This is a genomic window from Sulfuricurvum sp., assembly GCF_041651515.1.
Taxonomy (GTDB): Bacteria; Campylobacterota; Campylobacteria; order Campylobacterales; family Sulfurimonadaceae; genus Sulfuricurvum.
This window is the reverse complement of the sequence record NZ_JBAZJF010000006.1, coordinates 84,017-109,753: the sequence shown is the minus strand read 5'-3', so window position 1 is coordinate 109,753 and position 25,737 is coordinate 84,017. Positions and strand designations below refer to the sequence as shown.

The 25,737-nt window shown below is 43.5% G+C and carries 28 protein-coding genes and 1 tRNA gene; 14 read left to right on the top strand and 15 right to left on the bottom strand.

All coding sequences use genetic code 11. The features are described 5' to 3' along the window. From WC407_RS11530 to WC407_RS11510, 5 genes are all read right to left on the bottom strand, one after another. Entirely contained in the window at positions 1-507 is a 507-nt protein-coding gene (locus tag WC407_RS11530; protein ID WP_373022808.1) for an RDD family protein, read from the bottom strand. 251 nt (positions 508-758) lie between these two features. Beyond that, the gene (locus WC407_RS11525) at positions 759-2,654 is read right to left on the bottom strand and encodes a flagellar hook-basal body complex protein (RefSeq protein ID WP_373022807.1); all 1,896 of its coding nucleotides are present in this window, start codon (positions 2,652-2,654) and stop codon (positions 759-761) included. A 56-nt stretch (positions 2,655-2,710) separates the two neighbouring features. Then, entirely contained in the window at positions 2,711-4,045 is a 1,335-nt protein-coding gene (locus tag WC407_RS11520; RefSeq protein WP_373022806.1) for a flagellar hook protein FlgE, read from the bottom strand. 2 nt (positions 4,046-4,047) lie between these two features. Then, a complete protein-coding gene (locus WC407_RS11515; protein WP_373022805.1) occupies positions 4,048-4,740 on the bottom strand; it encodes a FlgD immunoglobulin-like domain containing protein in 693 nt (230 codons plus the stop codon). 21 nt (positions 4,741-4,761) lie between these two features. Further along, positions 4,762-6,309: a flagellar hook-length control protein FliK gene (locus tag WC407_RS11510; protein ID WP_373022804.1), complete on the bottom strand. Its 1,548-nt coding sequence runs from the start codon at positions 6,307-6,309 to the stop codon at positions 4,762-4,764. Positions 6,310-6,476: 167 nt separating this feature from the next. Here WC407_RS11510 and typA point away from each other — a divergent pair, with 167 nt between their 5' ends. Then, positions 6,477-8,285, top strand: coding sequence for a translational GTPase TypA (gene typA, locus WC407_RS11505; RefSeq protein WP_373022803.1), 1,809 nt, complete (start codon positions 6,477-6,479; stop codon positions 8,283-8,285). Positions 8,286-8,335: 50 nt separating this feature from the next. On the opposite strand, the gene WC407_RS11500 is transcribed toward typA, so the two are convergent. Further along, complete coding sequence (locus tag WC407_RS11500) at positions 8,336-9,556, bottom strand: NAD(P)/FAD-dependent oxidoreductase (RefSeq protein WP_373022802.1); 1,221 nt, start codon at positions 9,554-9,556, stop codon at positions 8,336-8,338. A 93-nt stretch (positions 9,557-9,649) separates the two neighbouring features. On the opposite strand from WC407_RS11500, the gene WC407_RS11495 reads away from it, so the two are divergent. The 3 genes from WC407_RS11495 to WC407_RS11485 are packed head-to-tail and all read left to right on the top strand — an operon-like array spanning position 9,650 to position 10,315. After that, positions 9,650-9,964: a nucleotidyltransferase family protein gene (locus WC407_RS11495; RefSeq protein WP_373022801.1), complete on the top strand. Its 315-nt coding sequence runs from the start codon at positions 9,650-9,652 to the stop codon at positions 9,962-9,964. Continuing rightward, entirely contained in the window at positions 9,957-10,229 is a 273-nt protein-coding gene (locus WC407_RS11490; RefSeq protein ID WP_373022800.1) for a hypothetical protein, read from the top strand. The genes WC407_RS11495 and WC407_RS11490 overlap by 8 nt, the downstream gene beginning before the upstream one ends. Next, entirely contained in the window at positions 10,175-10,315 is a 141-nt protein-coding gene (locus tag WC407_RS11485; protein WP_373022855.1) for a HepT-like ribonuclease domain-containing protein, read from the top strand. Before WC407_RS11490 ends, WC407_RS11485 begins: the two co-directional genes overlap by 55 nt. A gap of 138 nt (positions 10,316-10,453) precedes the next feature. On the opposite strand, the gene WC407_RS11480 is transcribed toward WC407_RS11485, so the two are convergent. Then, positions 10,454-11,554, bottom strand: a complete 1,101-nt coding sequence (locus tag WC407_RS11480; protein ID WP_373022799.1) for a deoxyguanosinetriphosphate triphosphohydrolase — start codon at positions 11,552-11,554, stop codon at positions 10,454-10,456. Between the two features lie 126 nt (positions 11,555-11,680). Here WC407_RS11480 and WC407_RS11475 point away from each other — a divergent pair, with 126 nt between their 5' ends. Together WC407_RS11475 and WC407_RS11470 are read left to right on the top strand one after the other, a co-directional pair. After that, on the top strand, positions 11,681-12,115 hold the full coding sequence (locus WC407_RS11475; RefSeq protein WP_373022798.1) for a hypothetical protein: 435 nt from the start codon (positions 11,681-11,683) through the stop codon (positions 12,113-12,115). Between the two features lie 48 nt (positions 12,116-12,163). Then, positions 12,164-12,251 (top strand) — tRNA-Ser (locus WC407_RS11470). A gap of 32 nt (positions 12,252-12,283) precedes the next feature. On the opposite strand, the gene WC407_RS11465 is transcribed toward WC407_RS11470, so the two are convergent. Both WC407_RS11465 and WC407_RS11460 read right to left on the bottom strand, forming a co-directional pair. Beyond that, the gene (locus WC407_RS11465; protein WP_373022797.1) at positions 12,284-12,442 is read right to left on the bottom strand and encodes a hypothetical protein; all 159 of its coding nucleotides are present in this window, start codon (positions 12,440-12,442) and stop codon (positions 12,284-12,286) included. A 33-nt stretch (positions 12,443-12,475) separates the two neighbouring features. Continuing rightward, positions 12,476-12,661 (bottom strand): hypothetical protein, encoded by a 186-nt coding sequence (locus WC407_RS11460; protein WP_373022796.1) that lies wholly within the window; start codon positions 12,659-12,661, stop codon positions 12,476-12,478. Between the two features lie 106 nt (positions 12,662-12,767). Here WC407_RS11460 and WC407_RS11455 point away from each other — a divergent pair, with 106 nt between their 5' ends. The 3 genes from WC407_RS11455 (at position 12,768) to rplT (ending at position 13,961) form a co-directional block, all read left to right on the top strand. Next, complete coding sequence (locus tag WC407_RS11455; protein ID WP_373022795.1) at positions 12,768-13,127, top strand: hypothetical protein; 360 nt, start codon at positions 12,768-12,770, stop codon at positions 13,125-13,127. Between the two features lie 191 nt (positions 13,128-13,318). Next, entirely contained in the window at positions 13,319-13,513 is a 195-nt protein-coding gene (rpmI, locus tag WC407_RS11450; RefSeq protein ID WP_373022794.1) for a 50S ribosomal protein L35, read from the top strand. A gap of 94 nt (positions 13,514-13,607) precedes the next feature. After that, positions 13,608-13,961: a 50S ribosomal protein L20 gene (gene rplT, locus WC407_RS11445; protein ID WP_295052720.1), complete on the top strand. Its 354-nt coding sequence runs from the start codon at positions 13,608-13,610 to the stop codon at positions 13,959-13,961. A gap of 152 nt (positions 13,962-14,113) precedes the next feature. Here rplT and WC407_RS11440 read toward each other — a convergent pair whose 3' ends face one another. The 4 genes from WC407_RS11440 to rsmA form a co-directional block, all read right to left on the bottom strand. Beyond that, on the bottom strand, positions 14,114-14,362 hold the full coding sequence (locus WC407_RS11440; RefSeq protein ID WP_373022793.1) for a hypothetical protein: 249 nt from the start codon (positions 14,360-14,362) through the stop codon (positions 14,114-14,116). Continuing rightward, positions 14,359-14,982: an FAD-dependent thymidylate synthase gene (gene thyX / locus WC407_RS11435; protein WP_373022792.1), complete on the bottom strand. Its 624-nt coding sequence runs from the start codon at positions 14,980-14,982 to the stop codon at positions 14,359-14,361. The genes WC407_RS11440 and thyX overlap by 4 nt, the downstream gene beginning before the upstream one ends. A 79-nt stretch (positions 14,983-15,061) precedes the next feature. Then, positions 15,062-17,194, bottom strand: coding sequence for an RNase J family beta-CASP ribonuclease (locus WC407_RS11430; RefSeq protein ID WP_373022791.1), 2,133 nt, complete (start codon positions 17,192-17,194; stop codon positions 15,062-15,064). Between the two features lie 92 nt (positions 17,195-17,286). Beyond that, positions 17,287-18,066, bottom strand: coding sequence for a 16S rRNA (adenine(1518)-N(6)/adenine(1519)-N(6))-dimethyltransferase RsmA (gene rsmA, locus WC407_RS11425; RefSeq protein ID WP_373022790.1), 780 nt, complete (start codon positions 18,064-18,066; stop codon positions 17,287-17,289). Between the two features lie 156 nt (positions 18,067-18,222). Between rsmA and hisF the strand changes: the two genes are divergently transcribed. From hisF to rlmN, 3 genes are read left to right on the top strand one after another with little or no spacing between them, the layout of a single operon-like run. Next, positions 18,223-18,987 (top strand): imidazole glycerol phosphate synthase subunit HisF, encoded by a 765-nt coding sequence (gene hisF / locus WC407_RS11420; protein WP_373022789.1) that lies wholly within the window; start codon positions 18,223-18,225, stop codon positions 18,985-18,987. Beyond that, a complete protein-coding gene (locus tag WC407_RS11415) occupies positions 18,984-19,520 on the top strand; it encodes a purine-nucleoside phosphorylase (RefSeq protein WP_373022788.1) in 537 nt (178 codons plus the stop codon). Before hisF ends, WC407_RS11415 begins: the two co-directional genes overlap by 4 nt. Beyond that, positions 19,513-20,577: a 23S rRNA (adenine(2503)-C(2))-methyltransferase RlmN gene (gene rlmN, locus WC407_RS11410; protein ID WP_373022787.1), complete on the top strand. Its 1,065-nt coding sequence runs from the start codon at positions 19,513-19,515 to the stop codon at positions 20,575-20,577. The genes WC407_RS11415 and rlmN overlap by 8 nt, the downstream gene beginning before the upstream one ends. 160 nt (positions 20,578-20,737) lie before the next feature. Here rlmN and WC407_RS11405 read toward each other — a convergent pair whose 3' ends face one another. Beyond that, positions 20,738-21,433, bottom strand: a complete 696-nt coding sequence (locus tag WC407_RS11405; RefSeq protein ID WP_373022786.1) for an outer membrane protein OmpK — start codon at positions 21,431-21,433, stop codon at positions 20,738-20,740. Continuing rightward, positions 21,430-22,257, bottom strand: a complete 828-nt coding sequence (locus tag WC407_RS11400) for a M23 family metallopeptidase (RefSeq protein ID WP_373022785.1) — start codon at positions 22,255-22,257, stop codon at positions 21,430-21,432. Before WC407_RS11400 ends, WC407_RS11405 begins: the two co-directional genes overlap by 4 nt. A gap of 120 nt (positions 22,258-22,377) precedes the next feature. Here WC407_RS11400 and WC407_RS11395 point away from each other — a divergent pair, with 120 nt between their 5' ends. Continuing rightward, the gene (locus WC407_RS11395) at positions 22,378-23,274 is read left to right on the top strand and encodes a hypothetical protein (RefSeq protein ID WP_373022784.1); all 897 of its coding nucleotides are present in this window, start codon (positions 22,378-22,380) and stop codon (positions 23,272-23,274) included. Continuing rightward, positions 23,271-25,733 carry an EAL domain-containing protein gene (locus tag WC407_RS11390; protein ID WP_373022783.1) on the top strand — a complete coding sequence of 821 codons (2,463 nt, stop codon included), beginning with the start codon at positions 23,271-23,273 and terminating at the stop codon, positions 25,731-25,733. The genes WC407_RS11395 and WC407_RS11390 overlap by 4 nt, the downstream gene beginning before the upstream one ends. The last annotated feature ends 4 nt before the right edge of the window (positions 25,734-25,737 follow it).

The following is a 25,737-nucleotide window of genomic DNA, read 5'->3' as shown; positions in this document are numbered from 1 at the left end:
TTAGTCGTTACGGATAACGGCGGTACCGCTTAAGAGATCGTGTAAAGCCCGTTTGTCACGTCGAAAAAATCCGATAAAAAATCCGACTAAGGTAATTAGGGAGATAAAATAACCGATAAAACGCAAGATAAGTTTCCAGTAAGGGGCATTTTCAAGGGTTGTGGCATCCACGACACGGATATGGGCAAGCTTTTTTCCCGGAGTTTGACCCCAGCGGTGCCATAACCAGACATAAGTAAAGAGAAAAAGGGTTATTTGGGTGATGGAAGCGATCGGATTGGGGGGATTGAGACGCGCTTTATCGCTGTGGACGATCACATCCATAGCAGTTGCCGAGTGCATCTGCTCGTGGCCGAATACCATCATCATCAAGATGGATATAGGTAGACCGATCATAAAAATATCGGTTACAAATCCCAGTGCTCTAGGCCAAAAGAGGGCATAGCTTATTTGTCTTTTCGGTGTTACAGAAGAGGGTTTATTTTTTTTAATAGTTCGCCATCGCATGACGAAATTATAGCTATATTACTGTTGGTTTACTAATTTGTTTCATAATTCTTTTATCCCGACTGACAGCAGCAAGTCAAGGGTACTTTTTTCATTCATTTCCCACTCCTTAAGTTTTAAAGTCCCATCAACGTTAAATCGTTGATGGGACTATCTATTATCCAAATCATTTTTAACGTTTTGTAAGTTGTTTAAGAGAGAAATTGATGGCTCCGCGCATTAAGCGCGAAAAGAAAGTTAGAAGATAAAAATTATTGTTTAATACCTAACAAGGTTTGGAGCAGTTGATCCGCAGTGGTAATGGTTTTTGCATTGGCCTGATATCCACGTTGGATAACGATGAGATTGGTAAGCGATTTTGACAAATCGACGTTGGAACCTTCCAGTGCGGAAGCTTGCATAAATCCACGTCCTGCCGTTGCCGCGGTACCGATGATCGGATCACCGGAGTTGGCAGATTGGAGATAAACGTTGCCTCCATCGCTGGTAAGACCTTCATTATTGGCAAATTTTGCCATCCCGATTTGTGCTAAACCAAATGAACGTCCGTTAGAGAATGAACCGACAAGGGTACCGCTTTGATCGATTCGAACCCCTTGCAAATCTCCACCGGGGAAACCATCCTGAGAGATACCGCTGGTACCTGATGGGTTGTCAAAACTGGTAATCCCGTCAAATCCGTTCATCGTACCGAAATTTAAATTAATCGATTGATTCGGTTTCGAACCATTGTTTCCGGTAAAATCGATTGCGGGGATGTTATATCCAGAGAGTGCACCCGTAGTATTAAAGCTGATAACTCCGGCCGGATTGAGAATATTCTGATAGGGGGCAACGCCTCCGATATCTGCAGGCTTAGGAACACTGACGGTGTAACTCCAGCTTGTTCCCGTTGTTGGATTGCTCGATTGTTTTCGAAAATCCATTTTTAAGGTATGTTTACTCCCTAATGAGTCAAATACGTCGATACTCGCAGAGTGGGTCGCCGCATTAACCGCTTGCGATTGTTTTGCGGATGTTGATCCTATTGCAATATTTCCCGAAAGGGTCAGAAAGTTAGAAGTAAAAACATCGTTTTTAACGGTATTAACATCACTAATCCCGGCAACATTGATGCTGAGCGCGGAGGCTCCTGCAGCATTAGAGATTTGGAGCTTTCCTTGGGGATTGTAATTGACTGTAGCCCCTACAGATTTTCCAGGATTGGCCGCATTGGCCGTGGTCCAATCGGCAATAGCAAGTTGAAAATCTTTTGTAGAGTTAAAATAATAGACATTGGCGTCCGTTGAAGGAGCACCATTGGATTGAGCTGGAGGGGTCGCAACCACCCCTCCAACCCCTGTACCTGTTGGACTAACCATAGCACTGTTGTTGGTATAACGGAACTCAGCATAGGTTACACCGCCGTCCGTACTTATAAAAATACCGTCTCCACCTTTTGATGTTGCCAGTGGACTTGTGGCAGAGGCCAGAGAAAATGCTTGACCGCTTGCGTCAAACATAACTCCCATGTCTTCAGGTGCCGCAGGCATCCCATTGGTATTGACAAAAGCCCCCGCCGAATTTGTTTCATAGGTAGGGGAATATTGGGTGATAAGAGTACTCGCGCTTAAATTGGCTTTAACGGAAACTTCTGTACTCGCTTGAGCCGGTGTCGTCAGTCCTGGGGGAATTTGGATGTTGCTGATCGGTGCGGTGGAATCGACAAGACCGGTTTTTGGATCTCGTGACCACCCTTGTACGATGAATCCGTTGTTATCAACGAAGTTACCGGCAGCATCAAATTTAAAATCACCGGAGCGACTATATTTGTAGGTATTACCCGCATCCGGAGAGACGATGAAAAATCCGTCCCCTTGAATGGCTACGTCGGTATTTTTGTCGGTATTTTGGATTGAACCTTGAGACATGATTTTGGTGACGGAATTGATCGTTGTCCCCAATCCGATTTGAACCGCATTTTTACCGCCCAGCTGCCCTTGAGGAGCTGTTGCAATTTGATTGGTCTGTGCTAACAGATCCGAAAAGTTGGCACGGGAGTATTTAAACCCGATCGTGTTGACATTGGCGATATTGTTGGATTCGACGTCCATAGCAATCTGATGCGATTGCAAACCGGTGACGCCGGAGTCGAGAGCCTTCATCATAATATGTCCTTTGTATCACTTAAAGTAAAATATACAAGCAAAATTTGTACCAAAAATTATCGGTGCATTTGCAATGCTTTTTGTATCATCTGATCTACGGTAGTAATGGTTTTTGAGTTCGCTTGATATGCCCGTTGCGATATAATCATATCCGTTAATCCCGCAGCCATATTGACATTTGACCCTTCTAAATAGCCGCTTTGGACAGTTGCTCCCGTAATGGCATTGCCTGTTTTGTCTGTCCAAAAAGTAGCTTTGCCGCTGTTGGCACCTTCGGTATAGTAGGTTCCGCCAGTATTGTTTAATCCTTGGTCATTTTGGAAATGGTATACGGCAACACGACCGATAGCACTTTGCTGCCCATTGGAAAAATCAGCCATAATGATACCGTCAGAATTGATTCCGTATTTGGTCAGTGTTCCGCCGGATACACCGTCTGAGGTTGAAGATCCGCTCACGGCAACGCCATCGGTAGAGATAACACCGCTGTAATTTGTCCCTAAATCTATGGAAACGGGTGTGCCGTCATTGTTTACCGAAGAGATATTAAAACTGCTAAGTGCTCCGGACGCACCAAAAATCGCTTGACCATTTTTGGTATCGTACGTTTTACTGCCGTCATTGGATGTCACGGTGGCGACAACATCCCATGCAACTCCGTCTGTTGGCTGGACCGCACTTTTGGTAAATGCCAATTTAAGTCGATTCGTGTTGTTGTTTGCACTAATGACGTCAGCACTGATGGTACGTGTACCACTGGCAATACCGAGATTACCGGTAAAATGGGTCTGGGTTGTCGGTGTGACCGGATAGGCCAGTCGTGTCGGAAATTCTAAGGGCCCTTGGCTGCCGATTCCCGCTAATGAAACATTATTGGTCGGATTGTTAATGACATAGGCACCGGTGGCACCATTCGTCGTTTTATCCCCATAATCAAAGGTTTTTTTGTACGTAAAATTGGTAAGCATCGTACCGGTAACGTATTGCCCATCCGCCGTTACTAAACGAGCAGAGGAGGAATTAACATCGCCACTTACTTGTTGAGACGTATCAAATGAAAAACTACCATCTCGAGTATAAGAGGTTTGGTTTTTGCCGACGACACCAAACCATCCATTTCCTCCCAGTGCAAGATCGTTAAATCGATCACCTTGGATAAATGAGCCTTGAGTAAATTGAGTACTGGTAGCCTGTAATTTTGAACCAAGGCCAATATCATTAGAGGTTGGCGTATTTCCCCCCGCGACTACTTGGCTCAAAAGGTCGGAAAATTCTGCCGTTGAGCTTTTGTAGGCAGTCGTCGATACATTGGCCAAATTATTCGAAATAACATCCATCCCAGCTTGATTGCTGACCAGTCCTGAGATCCCTGCATAATATCCTTGCGTCATAATCAGCCTCCAGAAATTTCTTTAATCGTACTAAAGTCAACATAATTGCCTGCAAGATTGGCATAGGTTTTCCCGCTATCAAACTTAATGGACTGAATAGGATACAGTCCAACCCGCGTTGTAGCTGCCGTGCCGTCTGTTTTGGTGTAGCTTAGTCCGGCGTAATATGTTCCCGCTTTTAGAGTTGCACCGGTATCATCGGTACCGTCCCAGCTGTATTGGGCTACACCGGCATTGGTGGCACCGATCGGCATGGTTTTGAGAACTTTGCCGTTTACATCCATAATTTGGACATTTCCGCTTGTCGCTGCACTGGGCAAATAGAGTTGAAAGCTTGTGCTAGAGCCGTTCGTCAGTGTGATAGCATTACTTCCCGTATCGGCAATTTTACCAATAGCGGATATACCAGTGAATTGCGCCGATGTCGTTAGTGAAGAGGCTAATGTTGTGAGCGCAGTAGTTGTATTGGTTGATGCTTCCAGTGTTGCCAGTTGAGAGGTCTGAGAAAGAATTTTTTCAGAGTCCATTGGGGAGGTAGGGTCTTGATTTTTAAGCTCCAGCATAAGAAGTTTTAAAAAGTCGTCTTTACCTAAAACTCCATTTGGATTTGTAACCGTAGTTGTACCTGAACTTGTATTTGTTGCTGTTGCAGCTGTGGACGTTGTTAGCGTATTGCCATATGCATCGATTGCCATAATAATCTCCTAGTTTTGGGTTTACGCGTAATGCGGAATGATGATTTCAAGAGCACTTAATTGCTCACCGTTAAGCTCGATATCTTTAAGCGACTCATACGCACGAAATCGATTTTGCTGCTGTTGTTGCTGCTGCCCTTGTTGTTGATTTTGTCCGTCGCCTCCAGACATAAAATTCATTGTCGCATTGGTAATTCCCTGATTGGCCAATTGGACTTTGAGTTCCGTTGCATTGTGTGCCAAAAATGCGACACTGCTTGCGTTATTTGACTGGATATTGACATGAACGTTATTGCCGCGCTGGACAAGCGTTACTTCGACTTCCCCTAGCTTTTCAGGATTAAGCGTCATAGATAAACGGGTAAATGGGGGTTTATAGCTATCTACGGCTTCTTTAAGATCGCTTGCAAAGTAGCGCATACTTTGCACGGCTTCTTTGGTTTTTACTTCAAGCGCGTCAGCTTTGGGTGCTTGGAACGTTGTAGGAATATCTGCTTCGGTTTTACTGCTTGGGGCCGTTTTTAGCTCTTCTTTTTTTTCCCCTTGCAGTAGTGTTGCAATCCCTTCGGTTTTAGGAGAAAGCGATACTTTTAATTCTGCAGGTTTAGATAGCGATGTTTGGGATACCGTATCAATGGATGATCCTTCGATAGGTTTGTTTAAAGATTGAAGGAGGACAGAGAGCGGTTGTTTTATGTCGGGATTCTTTTTGAGGGATTCACCCGTTACCTCGGGTTTAAGTATAGTCTCTTTGGACTCTATTTTAGAGAGATTATTTTTTAATTCTGTATTGACTGTATTGACTGTATTGACTGTATTATTTTGCGGTTCGGGTTTAAGTACGGTATTTTTGGACTCGGTTTTAGGTGTATTGCTTTTTACATCACTCAAAAGTTGAACAATCGCTTCAAAAGGGGGTGCAGGAAGGGTTTTCGCAGCAGAACTTAAAAGTTTCGTGTCAAGTAGCGGTTGAGAGAGAAGTGCCGGGGTGAAATTTGTTTGTTCACTAGGCTTTGTGAAAAGAGTTGAAAGGGTAATGCTTTGGGGATTTAGACCCATTTTATCGGCAAGTTGTACCAATCCCATTAACGTTTTTGGAAGAGATTTTGGATCAGCTTTGTATTCAGGTGCTTTGGAAGTGATCTCATTTTTTAGGTAATCTTTGGCGCGGCTGATCATCGCGCGAACCTGATCGCTACTGAGCGTATCGAGAAGCGTTTTTGGAATTAAAGTACTCTCTTGTGCGTTTGTCTGAGGCTGAGTATCACCCGAAAGAAGCTGCTGAAGGGAAGAGAGTTCTTGAGATTGTTTTGGATCAATGAGGGCATTAAACGTTTTAGACGTATCGGTTTTTGGTGTGACTGATTTAGAGGCAATAGTTTTTGTGTTGTTCGTATTGGTTATTTCTGTTTGCAGGGTACTTTTATTTATTTTGAGTCCTTCAGCCATTGACAGCAGAAGTTTAGAAAATGTATCGGTACTTTTGGCAGTATTGTTTTTTTGAGTACCGCCGAGCAATGCTATAAGAGAGGCTTGTGTTTTGGTCTCTTTAGTTGGTTGTACGATCATCGGATGATCCTTATAGGGCACGATTCAAGATTAATAACACTAATAAGCAAAAGGTATTCCATAAGTAGAGGTAACCTAAATGTAACAAATAGATATGGCTTAAACCATCCTTAAAATAAAAAAAGGTATAATTCGCGAAAATCATTGCCTACCTACAAGGATATTCAGTGCAAAAAATTCGTAACATCGCCGTCATCGCGCACGTTGACCACGGTAAAACCACTTTAGTCGACGGATTGCTCAAGCAATCCGGAACGTATGGCAGCCACGAGCAAGTCAACGAGAGAGCTATGGACTCTAACGCCCTAGAAAAAGAGCGCGGGATTACCATTCTTTCTAAAAATACTGCGATTCGCTACGGCGATCACAAAATTAACGTTATTGATACTCCGGGCCACGCCGATTTCGGCGGAGAAGTTGAGCGTGTATTGAAAATGGTTGACGGGGCCTTGATCCTTGTTGACGCGTATGAAGGGGTTATGCCTCAAACCAAATTTGTTGTTAAAAAAATGTTGGCTCTTGGACTCAAGCCAATCGTTGTTATCAACAAAATCGACAAACCATCAGCAGATCCTGAGCGCGTAGTAGACGAAGTATTCGACCTATTCGTTGCAATGGACGCAACGGAAGATCAACTCGATTTCCCAATCATCTATGCAGCAGCTCGTGATGGTATGGCAAAACTTAACATGACTGACCCTGATGGTGACTTCACTTGTTTGTTCAACACTATCTTAGAAAAAGTGCCTGAGCCTACTGGTGATTCTGAGAACCCAACACAATTACAAGTTTTCACATTGGACTACGATAATTATGTTGGTAAAATCGGTATTGCTCGTATCTTCAACGGACGCATTTCAAAAGGGGATAATATCCTCCTTGCAAAAGCTGACGGTGAGATGGTTAAGGGTAAAATCTCTAAACTTATCGGATTTATGGGTCTTAATCGTACCGAGATCCAAACGGCTGAAGCGGGTGATATCGTTGCACTTGCCGGTATTGAAACTGTAGACGTTGGGGACACTATCTGTGATCCTAACAATCCTATGCCGCTTGATCCGATGCACGTTGAAGAGCCTACGTTGAACGTATTCTTCTCCGTTAATGATTCTCCCCTTGCAGGTCAAGAAGGGAAACATATCACGTCAAACAAAATCCGTGAGCGTTTAGAAGCAGAGATGAACACCAATGTTGCAATGCGTTGTGAAGTAATCGGTGAGGGTAAATTCCAAGTTTCAGGACGTGGAGAGCTTCAAATTACGATTCTTGCTGAAAATATGCGTCGTGAGGGGTTCGAGTTTGGTATCGGACGTCCGGAAGTTATCATACGTGAAATCGAAGGGGTCAAATGTGAGCCATTCGAGCACCTCGTAGTTGACCTTCCTCAAGAGTTTGCAGGAAGTATCATTGAGCGTCTTGGCCGCCGTAAAGCGGAAATGACAGCGATGGTACCGATGGGTGAGGGCTTTACTCGCGTAGAGTTCGTTATCCCTGCACGTGGATTGATTGGTTTCCGTGGACAATTTTTGACAGAAACCAAGGGTGAGGGTGTTATGAATCACTCTTTCTTGGAGTTCCGTCCATACACTGCGAGTGGCGTAGAGAGCCGTCAGTACGGAGCATTGACTTCTATGGAAGACGGTGTTACCTTGGCATTCTCCCTTGCAAACTTGCAGGAGCGTGGTGTATTGTTCGTCAATCCACAAACCAAAGTATACAAAGGGATGATCGTAGGCGAGCACAGTCGTACCAACGACCTTGATGTTAACCCGATCAAAGGAAAAGCCCAATCAAACGTCCGTTCATCCGGAGCGGATGAAGCGATCAAGCTTATCCCGCCACGTGATATGAACCTTGAGCGTGCTCTAGAGTGGATCGAAGATGATGAACTTCTCGAAGTAACTCCTCTTACTATTCGTATCCGTAAAAAATGGTTGGATCCAACTGACCGTAAACGTTACGCAGGCAAAAAGTAACATATCTTCTTCATTATCGGGCTTGACCCGATGATTCATCTCCTGTAAAACTATTTCGCCATCTCTTTACCTGCGATCATTCCGCTAGCCCATGCAAAATTAAAGTTATATCCGCCGCGACGTCCGACGATGTCCAATACTTCGCCCGCAAAATAAAGCCCATTTACACGTTTTGATTCCATTGTTTTATGATTGATCTGTGCCGTACTGATACCACCTCCACTTACTTCGGCATGTTTGAATCCGTGTGTGTCAGAGACCTCGAATTTCCATTCACCGATCAGGTGGATCAGTTTTTTGATCTCTTTGGGGTTTAGAGTGGATACGATAGCTGAGGGGGAAATAGTGGCATCTTCGAGAAGATAGGTGGCTATTTTTGCAGGGATTAGTCCACAAAGTGCCGTATGGAGATCATGATGAGGGACGGAAACTAACAGTTTCTCAATTATATTGGCAAGGCTCGCTCTATCATAGCGTGGGAGAAGATTGAGGGTTATACTAACACGTTGTTTGTTGAAAAGGGCGTTAGAAGCCCTCTGGCTGATGTCAAGGATAGCGAGTCCTGAAATCCCGTATGAAGCAAATAGGATGTCCCCTTGGACTTTTTCTTTGGATTTGCCGTCGATGATGAGAGTTACTTCGGCAGTCGTCTTGACCCCTGCCATTTTGTGGTGATTTTTGGAGTTAAGATGAAGTTGGACAAGTGCGGGGTAGGTTGGCATAATTTCGTGTCCGAAGCTCTTTGCAAAATTATAGCCGTCTGCTGTAGCTCCCAGTTGGGGAGCTGCTTCAGAACCTGTCGCAATAAGTACTTTGTTAAAAAGGTTTTTATCTGAGGAGGTTTCGACGATAAAACGGTTCTCTATTTTTGAGATAGTCGTTACTTGTGTATCGATGAGGATTTTTACCCCTGCTTTACTCACCGCACTTTTGAGCGCGATCAGTACCGATTTGGCTTCATTCGAGAGGGGATAACATCTCCCGTCCTCCTTGATATCTAACACCAGTCCTATGGAAAGGCAGAATTTCTGAAAATAGTTAAAACCCAGTTGCTTGAGTGCATACGTAACAAACTGCGGATCAGCCCCTGAGTAATCGTCGGCAGAGGATGTTGTATTAATGATATTGCATCGTCCGTTGCCGGAGGCCAATATTTTTTTTCCGACACCGGAGTTGTGTTCATAAATGGTTACGTCCGCGCCGGATCGTGCTGCAAAGAGTGCCGCCATAAGCCCACTTGCACCGCCACCGATAATTGCTATTTTATTCATAGTGGTATTATATCTTTTCTCTCACTCGGGTGTAGCAAGTTCTTATTATGAACATTTGCTATAATGTGCTTAGCATAAACCTAAGGGTTAAAAATGATTACTAAAGAAGCTGTTTTAGATTATCTTCGTACCATCAAACCAAATCATGAGAAAGATGGAATCGTTATTCACGGAATTTTTGGATCATTTGCCAGAGATGAAGCGCAGGAAAATAGTGATATCGATATTTTGATTGAAACAACCCCTTTGTTTGTTCAACATACTGATCCTCTTAGAGCGTTTAGTATCTTGCAAGAACTACGTGAAGAGATATCACACCATTTTGCATGTGCCGTCGATCTTGCGGATAAGACAGGTTTACGAGGGCGTAGCGGTGAGCATATCCTCAAAAAGACCATCTATGTTTAATGATGAAGCGATCATCCGCTTCCAAACTATTATCGACAAAATCGAGGATATAGAGGCGATCATTGCGCGGCACGGTGCAATTACTCGCGCATTGGGTGATTTTGAAGGACAACCCGCATTATTAATGCTATTGGTTGCCATTGCCGAGCAGTTTCATAAGCTCAAAAAGTGTTGCAATGAAGAGCTGCTTCACCATTTTGAGGAAATGACATTAAAGGGATATATGATATTCGTGTCTTTATCGCTCATGATTACGACGGGGTAAATTTAGCGATCATAGAGAGAGTCATACGTGAAAAGATTCCGCAGTTAAAAGCGACAGTGGAACAAATTGTTAGTTTGGCGTTATAGCCCCCATCTCACTCGGTTTTGCTATAATGGCAATCTGTCTGTAATGATGATGAAGTTAGATTAGTGAGGCTATAATAAGAGGTTACAAGCTTCCTCGTAAAGCTCTGCTCTACGGAGCATCTTTAAAAAGCTTTTCTTTTATCCCTCTCTCCCATACAATTCATTATAAAGCTTCATCGCATAACGATCCGACATACTCGCGATATAGTCACTGACCACGCGATGTTTGTTACGCGTACCCAGTTGTTCAACATAATAGCGGGGCAACATTTTCGGGTCTTCCATCAGCGCATTAAAAAGTCCAATAACCGCCTGTTTGCCGGAAAACATCTTGCGGGCAATGTGTTTGTGCTGATAGAGTTCTTGGAATAAAATCTTTTTAAGTTTTTTGATCTGCGTTTCGAGCTCTGCGGAAAAGCCGATGGGAATAGGCTCGGAAGAGGGGATAACGGAGGCTAAAACACGGCTGTTATCGATTTTGTCGCGTGAATCTTCCAACAAAGAGTAAACAAGATGATTGATAAGATGGGAGCTAAAGCGGTATCGAAACATCTCGTCTTCATGCTCATGTATCCCCTCATCGTATACTTTTTGTAAGATAGTCTGGATCAGTTCACTGGAACGCAATGTGTCGAATGTGATGAGCCCGGCTGCAACACCGTCATCGATATCATGACTTATATACGCAATTTCATCGGCACGATCAACAATCATCGCCTCGATACTTGGATGGGTGTCAAGTGCAAAATCATTACGTATAACCGAGGGTAAAAAAGATTTGTTATACGGATAAGAGTGTTTTAAAATCCCTTCGAGTGTTGCATAGGTCAGGTTAAGTCCTAAAAAAGCTTTATAACGCTGTTCTAAGAGGGTTACGACACGAAAGCTTTGGAAATTGTGTTCAAATCCGTGGATAAATCCCCGTTGCTTTAAGCACTCATCTAATGTATCCCCGCCGATGTGTCCAAAAGGGGTATGCCCCAAATCATGCGAAAGCGCTATGGATTCAGCTAATGATTCTTGCAGCCCCAAATGGGAACTGATGGAGCGGGCGATTTGACTAACTTCTATACTATGGGTGAGTCGTGTACGGAAAAAATCTCCTTGGGAATTTAAAAAAACCTGTGTTTTATATTCGAGACGACGAAAGCTTCCTGAATGGATAATACGGTCACGGTCACGGGCATAAGGGGAGCGAAAATCATCGCTGATAGGAAAGAATCGTTTTTCGGGAGACATGATAACCCTTGCTGCTATAATTAATTTACTATTATACTATAGCGATTAAGAGTGTTGTAACGATTTGACGCTATTATCTCATTTAAACACGTTATAATTAGTGATCCTTACTGATAGAGGCAGATCATGGAATTGAAAAAAAATGAAGCTTTTCGATCATCGTTGATTAATAATGACTCACGTGAAAGTGCACAAAATTATCAGCGCGAAAATCTAAAATCCCGTCGTAAACAAGAAGATGATTTTTTCAATCAATCATTTGATTATCGTGATTATGTTATTTCACCGCAAGGATATGAAGGGGTGGCTTTATCCATTTATATCATTACCCTCCCATATCTTTTAGGGCTAATGTTTCTATTTTTATTTGTTGCGAAAGCGAGTTATGAATATTTTTTACAATTTGATTTGGCGTCATTTTTTATTATTTGGGCGATAGGATATGAAGCATGCGCTGTATTAATATTGGCAATAATTTTTCTTATCTGGCTTAAATCGATTAGTAATCGATGGAATGGTGAGAAGGCAAGAAAGCCTCCTACTAATCACCGAGGCTATTAGGGGTGTCCTTAAGCTAGCTTTGGTACAATTTCATTCTTTCTTAAATCTGGACAGCTGGCCGAGTGGTCGAAGGCGCACGCCTGGAACGCGTGTATAGGGAAACCTATCTAGGGTTCGAACCCCTAGCTGTCCGCCATATAATCCCCTATTTGCCGTACTTTCAGCGACTTAAAAAATCATCAGTGACACTATAGTGCCATAGCCATAAATATCAATCGATTTATTAAACGGTTTTCTCTCAGCTGATATATTTCTCGTATAACGTTCAAACAGCATCTGCGGTGTCGAGTGTCCTAAAATGGATGCAATCTCATTAACACCGTGCATCTGAAGAAGCAGTAGCTTAGGCTACTGCCAAGATTACATTTTGTTTGCATCTCTTTTTGCTTCTTTTTTAACTTGGCCTTCTGCTTTTTTCTCTACTTTTTCAACTTTAACAACAGTTTTTTCAACTTTTGTTGGAGGAACAGGAGCAGGCTGTACAGTTTCAGTAGCAAATACAGAAACAAGACCAAGAATCATTACGAGGGTAAGAGCTTTTTTCATTGGGTATCCTTCATACTTAGGTTAATACATCGATGTATATTTATTATTATATAACTATAAAGTATAATTAATGTTAATTTATATTTTTAGTTAAGATGTTAAGAGTATGTCCCAACTAAACAACACTCTGCCTATCGTGTATAAAGATATCCGATTTAATACACAAATGCAAGACCTAATTGCAATTCAAGATCTCGTTGATATAATGATTACGATGTCTTGTAAAGACAAATCTAATAACTATCAGGAATCAATTATGAGTTCACACAAAGATCAGTCACATTTAGAAAAGATCAAAGAGGCTATTGAAAAATCTGATCATTTAAGTGATAAAGATAAGGCAGAATCAGTAAAACACATCGAAGAGTGGCTTTTGGAAGACAAAGCAGAGGGTACACTCTATCAAGAACTCATTGAGTTAACTAGCGGTATGCGACCCGTACTTGCAGAATTAGGGCTTATATAAACCTTGATAAACTATCACAGTATATTACTAACCTACAAAATATTTACTGTACACAGCCATTAGACTGGTTATTTCTAGAATTATTTGAGATTAAAGAAGGTGTAAAATCAGTAATTTAAATAAAGTATAAAAGCTTTTTTGTGGTATAATTCGCCCCTCTTTTAGAGAATTATTGCGAAAGGATCAAGTCGATGCCAAAAATGAAATCGGTTAAAGGGGCGGTAAAACGCTTCAAAGTGAAGAAAAACGGCACCATCAAACGTGGTAGCGCATTCCGCAGCCATATTTTGACAAAACAAGATGCAGCAACTCGTCGTGGGCAAAACGCACCAAAAGTGGTTGCTAATGTAGACGTTAAAGCCATCAAAAAGATGATCGTAGACTAATATCTACTTACCCTCCAGCATAATGCTGGGCAAGTCCGCAAAGCGGCACCCCGTCATTTATATTTGAAGTGAACCGGGTCAAGAAAGGAAAAAAATGCCAAGAGTAAAAACTGGTGTCGTAAGACGCAGACGTCATAAAAAAGTATTGAAACTCGCACGTGGTTTCTACAGTGCACGCCACAAACATTTCCGTAAAGCGAAAGAGCAACTCGAGCGCTCACTCGTATACGCGTTTCGTGACCGTAAGCAGAAAAAACGTGAATTCCGTAAATTGTGGATTATCCGTATTAATGCGGCATGTCGCCTAAACGGAATGAGCTATTCAGTATTCATGAACGGACTTAAACGTGCTAACATCGAACTTGATCGCAAAATCCTTGCTGATTTCGCTATGAATGATGCAGCAGCTTTCACTGCTCTTACTGTTCAAGCTAAAGCAGCATTATAATTCTTCTAAACGCTTCAGGAGCAAAGCCCCTAAAGCTACGCTTGCCGTTAAGGCACTGATGCTTGCCTCTTTTGAGGCAGAATTCTCTTTCTTCTTTTTTCAAGCACTCTTTCCATCAATAAACTTTTTACTATTCCCGAAGGAATAATTTTTTACTGCTCGATTTTATACCCTTTGCTTTCCAAACATTTTTGGCATTCAATGGTTATCGGTGCTTTTGACGCTTTTTCTGCAGCTGCTAAATCGTAATAGCGACACTCTCTAAAATCGTTTTTAACGAGTTCATCTGTATGCCCTTCAGGGCAGACCATTCCATTAACAACAAGCCGTTTTTGGCTGCATCCTGTGACGGTAAGTGCAAGGGTTGCGAGTAACGTGGTAAATAGTAGAGCTTTTTTCATGAGTGCTCTCCTTTGAGTGAATTTTCGAATAGATATTGGTGCTCTTCGGGAAGAGTTTGGTAGAGCAAATGGGCTAAATCTCTGATTTCCCAAAGAGCAGCTTTATCGCTTCGCAGAGAAATAAAGTTTTGCAGACTTCTAGCATTGATACTCCAGGTAAGTTCGGTCTTATAGCTTTCCGGAAGACAGTATTTAGCGCGATCATTACTGATCCCCTCAACCAGAACGGTGCGGAGATTTTCGAGAGCGCGAATGCTCATTTCATCAATGATCAAAACATCGGTATATACCAAATATTTTTCCGCTCTTGCTTTATCATCCAAGCTAAAAGGGGCTTCGTCTTTTAGCTCTTTAAGGGTATATCGGGTACTTTTTACTGAGAGACTTGCCATTCTATGGCGTGCAAGCTCTTGTAAGAGGGCACGGCTAACTCCTTCGATATAGAAATTATAAATAATGTGTTCTAATGTTGAAGCATGCTTGAACTTATTGCCCACACGGTCAATGAGCTCACGGTCTTTTTCGCCGCCGTTATCGCTTTTATCAAAGCTTTGCCAGCAGGTGCGGATAGCATCGGAGCAGATAACAAGAGGGGTATAGTGCTGTAAGGTTACGTTCATTGGGTATTCTTTATTAAAGTTTGAGAGAGTATAGCGAAGAAGAGTTTAAAAACGGAGAGTAAGGTGTGCGAAGCACACCTTACATAACAAAAACGTGAGGGACGATAAGGGGATATTTTTTCATTTTGCGATAGATGTGTTTACGTACTACTTGGCGTAGGTCATTTTCCAGCGCTTTAGGATTTTCAATAAGCCCAGGTTTGAGGTTGATAAGGAAATGCTCTAATACATCTTCCATCTCTTGTGCAAATGCTTTATCATGACGGTCAGCTACGATACCGAAGCTGGTAACAAGCGGTTTGGAGAGAAGTCGAGACTCGGCGGCACTGACTTGAGCCACGAGCATAACCATCCCCTCAGATGCCATTTTTTGGCGATCGATAACGATATCGTCTTCGATTTGGTGATTGTTTTGATTGTCAATATACGTTTTTCCGGTTTTAACGGTTTTGGCTTTACGCATGAATTTTGTTCCGACTTCAATACAATCTCCGTCGCTCATCAGGAGGATATTGCGTTCAGGAACACCACAGGTAATCGCGGTATCGCGGTGTTTCATGATATGGTTGTATTCACCGTGTACCGGAAGGAAGAATTTAGGATTGGTGAGGCGAAGCATTAATTTTTGCTCTTCCAAGCTTCCATGCCCTGATACGTGGATATCTCGGTCGTTGGCAACACGGGCACCGGCACGTTGGAGGTAATTGAGCATACCGGAGATGGATCCTTCATTTCCCGGAATTGCACGGGCGGAGAGAACGATCAAATCGGTCGGTTTGATCTTGATGTGACGGTGTTCTCCGATTGCCATACGGAAAAGGGCTGAGCTTGGTTCCCCTTGGCTTCCGGTAGTAACGATGAGAACATCTTTATCGCTCATACGGTTTGCTTCTTCCGCATCAATGAAGATATTTTTGGGGAGCTTGATGTAATCGTATTGCATACATACTTCAAGGTTACGTTCCATTGAACGGCCGATAACACACACCTTACGGTTGTATTTTAATCCCGTTAATATTGCCTGATAAACACGGTGAATATTGGAGCTGAACGTAGACATGATGACGCGACCTTCTGCTTTGGCAAAAATACGGTCAAAGCCAGGAGCAACTGAAAGCTCACTTGGGGTCCACTCTTTGTTATACGAGTTCGTTGAGTCGCTGAGGAGACACAAAACCCCTTTTTCCCCGTAATGGGCAAGACGATGAATATCGGCTGTATAGCCATCCACCGGAGTAAAATCGATTTTAAAGTCACCGGTATGGATAATCGTTCCTGCTTTGGTTGTGATTGCCAATGACGATGAATCGATGATTGAGTGGGTCATGTGCATCCATTCAATTTCGAAATCGTTACCGATTTTATAAGGGATACGTTTAACAATCGGATTGAAGTAACGGCGGAAATCACGCATATGGTGTTCGTCGAATTTATTCCCGATCATTGCAAGGGGAAGAGGCGTTCCATAGATCGGAAATTGCATCTCTTTGAAGAAATACGGTACACCGCCGATGTGGTCTTCGTGGGCATGGGTAATGATAACGGCGACGATTTTTTTGCGGATTTCGCGTAAATAGGTGAAATCAGGTACGAGAATATCGACACCGTGCATCTCTTCATCCGGAAAACTCATACCGATATCGATAATGATTGCTTCATTCTCGGTTTCGATGACGGTGATATTTCCGCCGATCTCTCCAAGTCCTCCAAGTGGAGTAATACGAATTTTCTCATTACTGTCTAAATTGAGTTTGTAGTGAGGATTGAGGCGGTTTTTATGTGCCTCTTGATTTTGAATAACAAAATCTCGAAGATTACTGTCAATCGGTGCACTTGGAGCACCGCGACGTCCGCCGCGACCGCGATCACGGCCAGGACGTGCATCAGCAGCTGCACCGGCTTCACCTTCGGGACGTTCCGTGCGTGGTGGGCGATTGTCTGTCCGTGGCGGACGATTTTCATTAGGTGTTCTATTCTCGCGCGGCGGACGATTGTCAGTGCGTGGCGGACGGTTATCGTTGCGTGGCGGACGATTGTCATTACGAGGACGATCTGCCTGAGCGCTTTGCCCTTCGCCTGCTACGGCTGCTTCCCCTTCAGGACGCTCGGTACGTGGAGGGCGGCTGCGAAAAGGTCTGCGATTATTAGGGCGCCGAGGAGCGGTTCCATCCGGAGTTTGTGTTGTTTGTGGTTCAGTTTTTTCATCTGTCATAAGGAGTTCCTTTGGATGCACGGTGCCCATGGTCGAGCACAGCGTGCGATTTTTATAAATATCGTAATGCTCTTGCTAAAGCCAAAATATGGCTATTTTAAAATAGAGTAGAGCCGGTGAAAGTCCAAGGTGCTTAGCTGATGAGGTCGTAGGGTTCGTTCGAGTTCGAGGGTGCTGAAAGCACTTTCGATCTCTGCAACCCCATAGCGTGAGGTGAGATTTTTGTGGAGGGTTTTACGAGGCTGTGTAAAGGCACTCCGTAAAAATTCTTCAAACCCTTCATCATTACGATTCGACCGTTTTGAAATGAGCAGTACGGCAGAATCGACTTTCGGAGCAGGCTCAAACGCACTGGGCGGAACATGCAGGACGATGCTCACATCCCCTACACTTTGCGCTATGACGCTGAGTGCTCCGAAAGCTCTCTCGTTGGGAGCAGCAGAAAACTTTTCCGCTACTTCACGCTGAATCATGACAAGCAGATTTTTGCACGCCGGATCGGCGAGGGCTTTGAGGATGATATTCGTTGCGATGTAATAGGGCAGATTTGCCACTAAATCGTACGGTTCATCCAAAAGCTCACTCTTCCAATGCTCTAACACATCTCCGCAACGGAGAGTCAGAGCTTCGGTAGCGATGGCATCGGCAAATTGGTGCTTTAAATGCTTGCACAAGTCGGTATCGACCTCAAAAGCGGTAACACTCTTGACATCAACTAAATACTTAGTTAAATCACCTAATCCAGGCCCGATTTCAGCGATACGGTTCGGCGTATCGGGCATCGATTGGATGATTTGTGCTAAAACAGCTTCATCTTTTAAAAAATTCTGGCCAAATTTTTTCTTGGCGATCGCGGTACGGTCTTTTTGCATTGCTCTGATTGTACCTGATAAAGTGTTAATTCCCTATTAAATCACAAAACAAAACGTTTATAAGCTTTTTGAATGAAGTTAGACAACTTATTTACTTTATCGTTACTTTTGGTAATGGGGGATATACTTTCGCAATGATTGCATGCAAGGTTTTAAATGGATAATAACTATTTTGCAAAACGGATAATTCCCTGTTTGGATGTAAAAGACGGGCGCGTTGTTAAGGGTGTTAACTTCGTGGGGCTTAAAGATGCGGGAGACCCTGTCGAAGTGGCTAAACGCTACAATGAAGAGGGTGCCGATGAGCTGACATTTCTCGATATTACCGCGTCCCATGAAGAGCGTGATACCATCGTTCATATTGTAGAGCAGGTTGCCAAAGAGGTTTTTATCCCTCTCACTGTCGGTGGCGGTATCCGTAAACTTGATGATATTTATCGGCTTTTGGCTGTAGGATGCGATAAAGTGAGTGTCAACTCCTCTGCGATCAAACGTCCCGAATTTATCAATGAGGGTGCAAAACGGTTCGGAAGCCAGTGTATCGTCGTCGCGATTGATGTGAAGCGTACCGGTGATCAATACAATGTCTATCTGAACGGAGGTCGTATCGATACGGGAATTAATGCTCTCGAATGGGCCAAAGAGGTTGTGGATCGTGGTGCGGGTGAGATTCTTTTAACGTCGATGGACGCGGATGGAACCAAAGCCGGGTTTGATCTCTCCATCACCGAGCAGATTAGCCATGCCGTGAATGTTCCCGTAATCGCCAGCGGCGGTGCCGGAACGATGGAACATATCAAAGAGGCGTTTGAGCACGGTGCGGATGCGGCATTGGCGGCGAGTATTTTTCATTACAAGGAGATTGATATTATGGATCTCAAACGTTATCTCAGCAGTAATGGAATTCCGGTACGCTTATGATTTTATGTGCCGGAAACAATGAAACATTTGATTTTGCTACACCGATAGGGGTCGGATTAATTGACAGTACGATTAATCTTACGCGCCACTGCTTAGTCAGCAAACCCGAATTTCTTCTCTTTATTGGAAGTGCGGGAAGTTACGGCGAACACAAAATTAATGATCTTATCGAGTCTAAAACGGCGGCTAACATCGAGTTAGGATTTTTGGATAAAAGTGCCTATACACCGATTGATAATGTCATTTCTGCACAAACGGAAGCGATCAAAGATGTTATCGTGAACTCCTCGAACTACATTACAACGTCAGAGCGGGCGATGGAGCAAATGAGAGCGCTGGGGATGGGGATTGAAAACATGGAGTTTTTTAGTGTTATGCGAGTGGCACAGGTTTTTGGTATCCCAGCGGGGGGCGTTTTTTGCATCACCAATTACTGTGATACGAATGCCCACCGCGATTTTATTGCTAACCACGGATTTGCCAAAGTGCTGTTACGTGAACATCTCAAAGAAAAAGGGTTAATTCGTGGCTAAAAAGTGCATCCTCGATTACACCAAAGTGGAGCTTGCCTCCATGGTGAAACCGTCATTTCGTGCCAAACAAATTTGGGGATGGATTTATCACCAATATGCGACCTCTTTTGAAACTATGCAAAACCTCCCTAAAGCAATGCGTGAAGAGCTGGCGAATGAATATGAGATTATGCCGCTCAAAATCGCTCGTAAAGAGTGTTCAACCGATGGGACGATCAAATACCTATTCGAGTTGAGTGATGGTAAAACGGTCGAGACGGTGTGGCTAAAGATGAAAGATGAAAGCATCGATGAAGAGGGGAATATCGAGCACGAAGCACGGTTTACCGTCTGTGTTTCGACACAGGTAGGTTGCAAAGTGGGATGTTCGTTTTGTCTGACGGCTAAAGGGGGCTTTACCCGTGATCTGAGTGCCGGAGAGATTGTGGCTCAGGTTTTGGCCGTGAAGATGGATAACAATCTTGCTGCCCACCGCCGCCTTAACATCGTCTATATGGGGATGGGTGAGCCTTTGGATAACTTGGATAATTTGGCCAAGGCGATTACGATTTTCAAAGATGAAGAGGGGTTGAGTATTTCTGGGAAACGGCAAACCGTTTCTACCAGCGGATTGAGCAGTAAAATCGATAAACTCGGAGAGATGGACTTGGGGGTTCATATCGCGATCAGCCTTCATGCCGTCGACGATGAACTTCGTACCGAACTGATTCCGATGAATAAAGCCTACAATATAGCCTCTATTATCGACGCGGTAAAGCGGTTCCCGATCGATACCCGTAAACGGGTGATGTTCGAATATCTTGTTATCAAGAACAAAAATGACGATTTGGTTTCGGCTAAAAAGTTGGTGAAACTTTTGCACGGGATAAAAGCAAAAGTGAATTTGATCTATTTTAACCCCTATCCGGGAAGCGATTACCAACGTCCAAGCCGCGAAGATATGGTCAAATTTCAAGAGTATCTCGTGAACCACGGGGTGCTTTGTACGATCCGTGATTCCAAAGGGCTCGATATTAGTGCGGCATGCGGACAGCTAAAAGAAAAATCGTTAACTTAGTTGGAGTATTCTTTTGCCAAATTAGTTTCGTTTGGATGAAATCGGACGATAAAAGGACAGACAGTGAGTGGAGCGGATTGGTTTCAAGTAGGATTTTTAGCCGTTTTTGTAGGTATTAGTTTGGGCGGCTTTATTTGGGTCGCGATGAAAAAAGAGTAATTCACCAAACGTATTTGATCATCGCCTGAAAAACGGTGTTGTTTTGATGGTAGATGTTTTCACGGTAGGTATGCACTTCACTCCCCACCTCTAATTTTCCTGTATGTATTCCTATTGAAGAAGATAGATTGAATAAAAGCTGATTTTGGCTCAAAAAATCTATGGCAGTCCAATCAATAAACCCTTCAAAATGCCATCGCTCACTCAGCGGCACATAATAATTAGTCGAGAGTTGATAGGTATCTTCTCCGATATTTTGGACTTTTCGGTAAAGGTTGAGTCCGAATACACTAAAACCGGGGATATTCAGATCGCTCCCTATTCCATATAGCCACGCGTGGTACGTATTGGATCCGTTGTATTGAAATGCGCTATACCACTCTTTTACAAAGCCCTCCGATCGTGACGTACCGGTAAGCTTATTGAGACTTAGGCGGGGTGAAAATTCACCGTAAAGATCATTTTTCTCATTGGTAAACTGTAACCCTCTAGGTGCGTAAGTGTAATCGGAAAAGGCAAAAAGATCGCCGTAATCCCATGTACGATAATGCTCAACGGTAATAGTGTGTTTGGCGCCGCTTTGGGTATCTAGAAAGGTGGGACCTTCAAACTTTCCATACAGATATTGGATATTCGTTGTAGAGAAACCATAAAGGTGCGCTATCAGCAATGTGCTGAGGGTGAGCAGTCGTTTCAAAGCATCTCTTTTTGGGTATCAAAGAGCGCATTGATTTGGGTGATGAGGTTGAGAGGGTCCGCTTGAATACCATAAACCATAACGCCAAAATGAAGATGAGGTCCTGTGATCCGTCCGCTTGCGCCGCTAAGAGCAATGTTTTGGCCTTGTGTTACCTTGTCTCCTACTCTGACATTGAATTGGCTCAGGTGGAAATAGCAAGTATAGAGCCCTTCTCCATGGTCGATAATGATAGTTCCTCCGGAGTAATACCGATCGTGTGCCAGTACAACGATACCGTCATTGGAGGCCAAAATTTCGGTAGGGGTAAGGGCACGAAAATCGATTCCACCATGGTAACTTTTTAATGAGCCGTTGTAGGTGCGTGCTGATCCGTAGGCGCTGGTGGTAATCGATTCGATCGGACGGATAAAGGGCTTGTTCCAGTAACGAATAGGGGTGAAATGAGCATAAATAGCGTTGGCTTCAGCTCTTTCACGTGCGATTCGCTCTTGCGCTTCCGGGGGTGGGGTCACTTTGGACGGGTCAACACTGAGGGTCTCGGTAGGATAAGGTGCGGGAAGGATACTTAGCGGGAGTACCGTTGTTTTGCCCGGTGCAATCCATGTGATGTTTTGTTCGCTTGAGGGTGCATAATAATCGATAGGAATAAATGCTATACCTCGTGTAGGGTCACTTGGATGGGCTAGAACACTGATGTTTTTATCTCCGATAGCAATAACACCCGAAGGTGAGTCCAGAAGGATAAGGGAGGTTTTTCCGTTGAAGGCTTCGATCCCAAAAAGGGAGATGGACAACGATAAAAAAAATACAAATAATCGCATGAAACCTCATATAAAAAAGTGCAGTATTGTACCATGACATGGGAGCTTTTGGAAGAAATTGCGTTAAAAGAGGTGTTTTTTGTTACAATGGTTTAGCTAAACCCTAAAGAGGTAGTTAAGATGAAAAGCGCTCGGGTCGTTTGGATTATTATCATCGCTATGATGCTTATTTCCTTGGGATTTTTTTATTATCTTTCCCGTTCGGATCAAGGTCAAATACGGATATCCAGTAACCCGTGGGTGGGATTTACCCCATTTATTTATGCCCAGGAGAAAGGGTGGCTTGATAAGACACCTTTTCGGTTTATGTGGCTTGTGGATTTAAGTGAAAATGGGCGGTTGTATGAACGGGGCTTTACGCAAGGGTTTACCGCAACCCAATACGAACTTCTCCGTTTTAAAGAGCATAGTCATATTAAACCGGTTTTTTTGATCGATCGTTCTGCGGGGGCGGATGCAATCCTTTCCAATCGCTCTTTAGAAGCCCTGAAAATTTCGGATGAACCGATTCGGGTATATTTGGAAATGGGATCATTGAATGAGGACTTTTTCAATGCATTTATCCGTGAAAATGGACTCGACAAAACACACTTTATCCTCACAAACATCTCTCAAAAATCGATTACAGAAGTTAAGTTGTCGGGTGAACCAGTGATTCTTATTTCTTACGCACCGTATGTATCAGAGCTAAGGGCAAAAGGGTTTGTCACAGTAGCTTCAACGCAGACTATGCACTCTTTTTTTGTGATTGATGCTCTTTACATGGATGAGCGTTCTATTGTGGGACGGGAAGAAGAGTATCAAAATTTAAAAACGATTTTTGATCGTGCTCTGGAAAATTTTTATTCCGACCCGAAAGAGTATTATGAAACGGTTCGTGGTTATTTGGAGGGAGAAACGTATGATGAATTTATGGAGACAACCGAACAAATAGAGTGGCTTAACCGTTCCGTGGATCGAAGCATTATGCACCAGTTGGAAAAACAGGGTATTTCTACGGATAGGGTTTTACCGTGAGAATCAGCAAAATTGCTCTTATTGCACTTTTTCTCTTTGGATTTATCATTACTGTACTGTCCGGAGGGTTTTATTTTTTAGAACGTTCCGTGATGCTCCGTACCGTTGCCGATGGACTGAATCAAAGTTTTTTCCATTTGGAGGAAGAACTTAAAAAAGCACTTCAAAGTCCCCATCCCGAGGATGCTCAGGCCATTCTCGACCGCATAGTTGTGATCAATGACGAGATTGAAGAAGTATCGCTTTCGAAGGATGGGCGGCGCATTGATATCTCCTCGTCCCGCTCCCTCAGAGGAAATTTAGTTCACTACAATGAGTATCTTCCTGTATCGCAAATGGAAGAGGGGTTGAGTAGGAATCATTGCGTGAAGTTTCGGAGTGAATTTCATTATTTTAAAGGGGATGTGAATCAACATGCTCAGATATTGGTGAAGATTGATGAGGGCTACGTATTTGGTCGCTTGAATCAGATTGCACTCTTTTATGGTGTGGGGATTTTCTTAATACTCGGCTTTTTAAGCATGATGGTGTTTGCGATAGCTCGACGATATTTAGTGCAGCCGCTGGAGCGGGTGACTCGGCATGCTCAAGAGGGAAGTTCCCGGAATGAAACCTATTTTATTCATGAGTTTTCTGAACTGGACCGTACCCTTAGTGAATCGTTTAGCGCAATGCGTTCTCAACAATCGAATCTTCAAGAAGCATTGGATGAGACGCGATATTTGGACGGTATTCTCCGTACTGTTACCGATATAAACCAGCTGTTGATCTCAGCTAAAGGGGTTCAAGAACTGATTGCCAAAAGTGTCAACCGTCTTTCAGAACATCCCGGATATGCCCTGTGCTGGCTTGCGCTGGAAAAGGAAGGGAGGATAGAGGTACAAGCTTTTTCGGCCGATTCGACCCGATATTTGAGGGTAGGTACCGTGATGGGGTATGGTGTGAATACGAATGCAACCGATCCTGTTTTGAGAGCATTTGTCCACAGTGAAAGTGTAGCCATTGATCATTTGGAACGACTTACCTCTACGGCTCCATGGCACTTTATTGCCGAACTTGGAGGGTACGGATCGTTTATAGCCCTCCCTCTACGCCCCAGCGTTCATGAAAAACCTACCGGTGTTCTTGGGTTATATATGCTCCGTTCTGAGGGTTTTGACCCTAAAGAGATTGCGATGCTTGAAGAGCTGGCGGGAGATATAGGATTTGCCATTAGAGCATTCACTCAGCGTGAGCAACTGGAATATCACCTTACTACCGATCCTATTACCTCTCTTCCGAACCGAGTCTCCCTTGTAGATTCTCTCTCGCTGAACTCCGATGTCGTTTTAGCGATCATCAATATTGACCGTTTCAGTGACATTAACGAAGTCTACGGTATAACGATCGGAGATGGGGTATTGGCCGGATATGCGCACTGGTTGTCCCGTGTAATCCTAGCGCATAAAGGGCTATCATTATATAAATTGGGGAGCGATGAATATGTCCTTCTGTTTAGCGGGTGGAATGATATTGACCGATGCAGAGAAATTTTGGAGCAGCTTATTGGAATGAGCGCTAAAGAAGTATTTGTTGTCGAGGAGATCGAAATTGAGTTGACGATTACGGTGGGAATGGCGGCGCATTCTGATCGGATTCTTGAACAGGCTACGGTCGCACTGAAACAGGCCAAGTATGAGCATCAAAGTATCCAAATGTACGGGAGTACTCCATCCAGACGAGATCAAGAGAATAACATTGCTTGGTACAAACGGATCAAAGAGGCCATTGAAGAATCCCGTATCGTCCCCTATTTTCAGCCTATTGTGGATAACAAAACGGCTCAAATCGTTAAGTACGAAGCGCTTATCCGTCTTATCGATAAAGATGGGAGCGTTATCGGTCCGTACTCTTTTTTAGCGATTGCCAAAAAAACGAGATTGTATGGACAACTCACCAGAATCATGGTTGAAAAAACCATAGAACGGTTCAAAAACAGCACCATTCCCGTCAGTGTTAATCTCTCTACCGAGGATTTGCTCAATACCGAGTTGGCTGATTATATTGAGGCAAATATTTTGAAACACGCAATGGGTCATGCGGTTATTTTTGAAATTTTAGAGAGTGAAGGGATCGATAACTATACCGAAGTAAGTGCTTTTGTGGATCGCTTCAAATCGATAGGATGCCACTTTGCTATCGATGATTTCGGTTCGGGGTATTCAAATTTTGACCATTTACTTAAGCTTAATATCGATACGTTGAAAATTGACGGTAGCCTTATCAAAAATCTTCCCCATGACCGGAATGCGAGAATTTTCGTTCAACATATTCGCGATTTTGCCTTTGAAATGGGGATTAATACCGTAGCGGAATTTGTTGCGGATGAAGAGATTTACGCATGGGTAAAAGAGATAGGGATTGATGCGTCGCAAGGGTACTACTTTTATGAACCGTCAGCAACACTGATTGAAGGATAAGGGA